Origin of the sequence: Sulfuricurvum sp. (assembly GCF_028710345.1) — a bacterium.
In the GTDB taxonomy this organism is placed as follows: domain Bacteria; phylum Campylobacterota; class Campylobacteria; order Campylobacterales; family Sulfurimonadaceae; genus Sulfuricurvum.
Window position 1 is genome coordinate 50,115 of the sequence record NZ_JAQTUH010000011.1, and the last position, 5,189, is coordinate 55,303.

2 protein-coding genes are annotated in these 5,189 nt (G+C 41.0%); both read left to right on the top strand.

Features of this window, described 5'->3' with window-relative positions; all coding sequences use genetic code 11:
* The coding region (locus tag PHC76_RS12545) for a cadherin domain-containing protein (RefSeq protein WP_300210303.1) at nucleotides 1-4,342 on the top strand (4,342 nt) is incomplete at its 5' end.
* A 72-nt stretch (nucleotides 4,343-4,414) separates the two neighbouring features.
* Nucleotides 4,415-5,189, top strand: a 775-nt coding sequence (locus tag PHC76_RS12550; RefSeq protein ID WP_300210304.1) for a Hint domain-containing protein, incomplete at its 3' end; no start/stop codon positions are given.

The following is a 5,189-nucleotide window of genomic DNA, read 5'->3' on the forward strand; positions in this document are numbered from 1 at the left end:
CTCTATCAACACTGCTACAGGAGAAGTAAGACTTAACACATCCGCAGACTATGAGACAAAGAGTAGCTACAGCTTTAACGTCGTAGCCGATGATGGAGTCAATACCCCAACTACCCAAGCGGTAGTACTCTCAATTAATGATTTAGATGAAATTCCTCCTGCTATTATCGATCCTGTTGATTTTGTTATCGTAGATACCGGAGTGAGTTCAAGCGATGGGATTACGTCGGATACTACAATCGACCTTACCCTCGCAACGGATGCGGTGCGATGGGAGTATTCGACCGATGGTGGAACAACATGGAGTGATGGCAGTGGAAATACGATCCCTTTATCTGATGATACATACGACAAAAAACAAATACTAGTCAAACAATATGATCTAGCGGGTAATAATAGTATTTCGGTGATGAGTACTACAAATGAGACTCCTGTATTATCAAAACTTGATCCAATAAATTCAGCCTCAATGAATGCCCAAAACCCACAAATCGCTTCTGTAGGAAATAATGGTGAATTTGTAGTGACATTTGAAGCCTCAGACAGCAATGGAGATTCTTCAGTTTTTGTTCAAAAGTTTAATGCTGATGGGACAGTTTCCGGTTCTATGGTTCAGCTCGAAGCTATTAGCAATACCAACGGCGGAGATTATGCTCCACAAGTATCTGCTGTAGGTAATAGTGGGGCATATGCTGTTACCTTTTACGGTATTGATTCTAACGGTGGATATTCGGTATTTGTTCAACAATTCAACGCTGATGGGACTATTTTAGGTAGCATGGTAGGTCTGGAATCATTTTCTTACGGGAATAGTAGATTTTCTCAAATTGCTTCTGTAGGAAATAACGGAGAATATGTAGTTGTATTTGAAGGAGATGTTAGTTTTTACGATTATTCCATTGTAGTACAAAAATTTAATGCAGATGGGACAGTTTCAGAACCATGGGTAAGTCTCGAAGCTATCGGGAATACTACGGGGATAGATTCTACTCCTACAATATCATCTATCGGCACTACAGGTGAATTTGTGGTTACGTTTTACGGTACAGATAGTAATGGAGACAACTCTGCATTTGTTCAAAAATTTAATGCAGATGGTACAGCATCAGGTTCTATGATTCAACTCGAAGGTATTAATGTCACTAATGGAAATGATTTAAATCCAAAAGTCAGTGCTTTAGGTGATAGTGGCAAATACGTCGTAACATTTTACGGAACAGATAATGCAGGAGACAATTCGATTTTCATTCAGCAATTTAATAGTGACGGTAGCGTATTTGGATCAATGATTCAGCTTGAACCATCGACTATATCTGATGGCAATGATTATGACCCTGATATCGTAGGACTAGGGAATACTGGCGAATTTGTAGTTGTATTTTCAGGAACCCCAGGAAACAGCGGTATGGGAAATATATATGTTCAAAAATACGATGGTAACGGTACCCAGGTAGGTTCGATGGTATCTTTAACGGGGTATATGGAAGGGAGCAGTAACAGCCAATCCCCGGAAGTGTGTGCTATCGGAAATACCGGTGAATATGTCGTAGTCTATATGTCTCATGATGAAAATGGTGATGAATCGATTTACGTTCAACAATTTAATGCCGATGGAACACTTGGAGCTGCTAAAGTAAAAGTGGAAGCTCAAGGAATTACGACAGGTTATGACATGTACCCACATGTTACGATGGTAGGTAATAGTGGAGAATATGCTGTGACTTTTAGTGGTAATAATATTAATGGAACCTATCCTGGGAGTAATCAGTCGATTTACGTGCAGCTCTTTAATGCGGATGGGACGGCTAAAACAGACAATATAAATCGGTTAATTATCGATACCACAGCACCTACCATCACATCACTCACTACCGCAACAACTATCGATGAGAACAGTGGAGCAGGGCAAATAATCTACACCGTCACAGCAACCGATACCAATAGTGTCACCTATTCACTCAAAAATACAGGCGACTATAGCCTTATAAGTATAGATGGCACTACAGGTGGAGTTACCCTAACAGAGAATCCGAATTATGAATCCAAAAGTGTATACAGTTTTACGGTAATAGCAACCGATACAGCAGGGAATGCTTCGGAAAAGACAGTTACCCTCTCTATCAATAATATGTTAGAGATGGTTCAGCTCGAAGCACTAAACAACAACAATGCCAACGATATCAATCCTCAAATCACCTCCATAAAAAATGATGAATCATACGTCGTCACATGGCAAGGGGTCGATAGTGAGGGGGATGAGTCCATTTTTGTACAAAAATTTGATGCATTTGGAAACACAAGTGGAAATACCATACAGTTAGAAGCAACGACAAGCGGTGCAGATACTATTCCGCAAATCACTTCAGTAGGGACGGATGGATCATTCGTCGTAACATGGAAAGGGATCGATAGCAACGGATATTTCGGGGTTTTCGTCCAAAAATTTGATGCTACAGGCTCTCTTAGTGGCTCAACAGTGCAACTCAATGCCCTCAATATTGCACTTGGCAGCGAGTATGATCCGCGAATTACTTCTGTAGGGACAGATGGATCGTTCGTTGTGACTTTTTTCGGGTATGAGAACACGGGAGATGATTCGGTATTTGTTCAAAAGTTTGATGCTTCCGCTACACCGACGGGGAATATGGTGAAACTCGAAGCGATAGGAAATAACATAGGATTTGACTATTCCCCTCAGATAACAACAGTTGGGACAGATGGATCATTCGTCGTAACGTGGTTTGGTATCGATAATGATGGCGGTGATTGGAGTGTTTACGTCCAAAAATTCGATGCATCAGGAGCTATCAACGGCGTTCCTGTCATGTTGGAAGCAGTTGCTCATAGTAGTTTGGCAGATGTCTATCCTCAAATAGCTTCTATCGGTAACAGCGGTGCTTATGTTGTAGCCTTTGTAGGTAATGAAGGTAGTGATAATTCGATTTTTGTTCAACGATTTAACGCTAATGGTACAGTAAATGGAACCATGACAATACTCGAAGCGATAGACAATACAGCCGGAGTGGATGATCATCCTCATATCGCATCGGTTGGGGAAGATGGTTCATTTGTTGTCGTGTGGCAAGGGGTTGAGAGTGAGGGAGACGATTCTATTTTTGTCCAAAAATTTGATGCTTCGGGATCACTTAGTGGCAGTACCGTCAAATTAGAAGTGAGTGGAAATACCACAGGTATGGATCAAAATCCCCAAATCACCTCTGTAGGGACCCAAGGCGATTTTGTTGTCACATGGCAAGGGGTTGATAGTGTAGGGGGTGATACCTCTATTTATCTCCAAAAATTCAATGCCGACGGTTCACTTAACGGTACAGAGATTAAACTTGAAGCGTTAAATAGAACAGATGCAAATGATTACAATCCACAGATTACATCCGTAGGAGAAGACGGTTCGTTTGTCGTGACATGGTATGGAAGTGACGCAACAGAAGGAGATTATTCGGTATTTACTTATAAATTTGTCGGTAGTAATGTATCAACACCTACATTTACCACTAGCTCTGCTAATGTTAGTGTTGCAGAAAATACATCGACTTCTATTTATCAGGCACATGTTAATGATAGTGATTGGGGAGCTACTATAAACTATACACTTAGCGGAATCGATGCTAGCTACTTTAACATTGACAGTACAAGCGGAGAGATAACGTTTAAAACTTCTCCTGATTATGAGATTCCGATTGACAACGGATTGGATAATGTCTACGATTTTACAATTCATGCAACAGATACGACGGGGAATTCTACCGATCAATCGGTCGCTTTAAGTGTAACCAATGTAGCCGAAAAAGGGGATAGCCTCATCGATTTGGGTTCGTACGGTAATCTCATTGCCCCCGTCCAAGTCAACGGCAACTGGTACTATTATTGGGATCGCTCAGGGAATGGAACGAGTGCCGACACGGGAGCACTGAATGGCGGAGTAGATTATATTACACACGATGTTCTTGATGCAATTTTTACCTACGCGAGTGATTTCACGACGACGGGTGGAGGAGGTAATACAGATAATACTTACCGCTACGCGACCATCAACGGTGTTCAAGTTGCCCTCCCAACAACAGGAACAGGAATAAGCAATGAAGGAGCGTCAAATTATTATTTAGGCAATGATCAATTTTATACTGATCTCGCTGCAATCTGGGATACCTATAACAGTGGAAACCAAACCCAAGGCATCCCGACTGGATGGCAAAGTAATTATTATTGGTCTTCAACTCCAAGTGATAGTGGACACGCTCTTGTGTATACTGGTGATGGTTTTGTCGTCAACTACTTTGATGGCGATACTGGGAATGGATATGTTGCGCTTCAGGTCTTGTAATCATGTTATGACAAACCGATGACAAACCAATTTTATAATTTCATTAAATAATTTATAAAATAGGAGCAATGTATGGCTATCTTAGGTACAGGGAGTCAAGGTGCCGCACAAGGTGTTTTAGTAGGTGGAAATAGTGTTCAGTGGGTAGCAACATCACTAGATGGCTATACGAATTATTCAATACATGACACGAATGACGGCACAGACGGAGATGGAGTAATTAATGTTGGTGATGCAGTTTATATATATCAAGCTGATATATATTACGGTGCAAGTATGACCTACATGGGTGTTAATGATTCTACCGGTGATTCACTTTTTTATTATAGTGGAGATAATTCTGTATATGTTTTTCCCCAAACTTCTGATGCGATTACGGGCTATTACAATAATGCTATTTTAAACAATACCATCGACACATATTCCGCAACGTCTGCCACCTACTGCTTCCTCTCAGGCACCCTCATCACCACCCCGAACGGAACAACCAATGTCGAATCACTCCATATCGGAGATGAAGTAATAACGACAGAAGGTGTTGTCCAAAAAGTGAAATGGGTTGGAGTTCAAAATTGCCATAAATTTACCCTTCCTACCAATAAACTTCCGGTTATTGTCCGTAAAGAGGCATTGGGAGAAAATATCCCATCAGAAGACCTTTACCTCTCTAGCGATCATGCTTTATACGTCGATGGTGTATTAGCCCATGCAGGAGCATTGGTCAATGATATCTCTATCGTAAGAATAAACAGAGATGAACTAGAGAGCACTTTTACCTACTATCATGTTGAACTAGAAGATCACTCTTTAATCCTTGCTAATAATACCCCAGCAGAGACATTTGTCG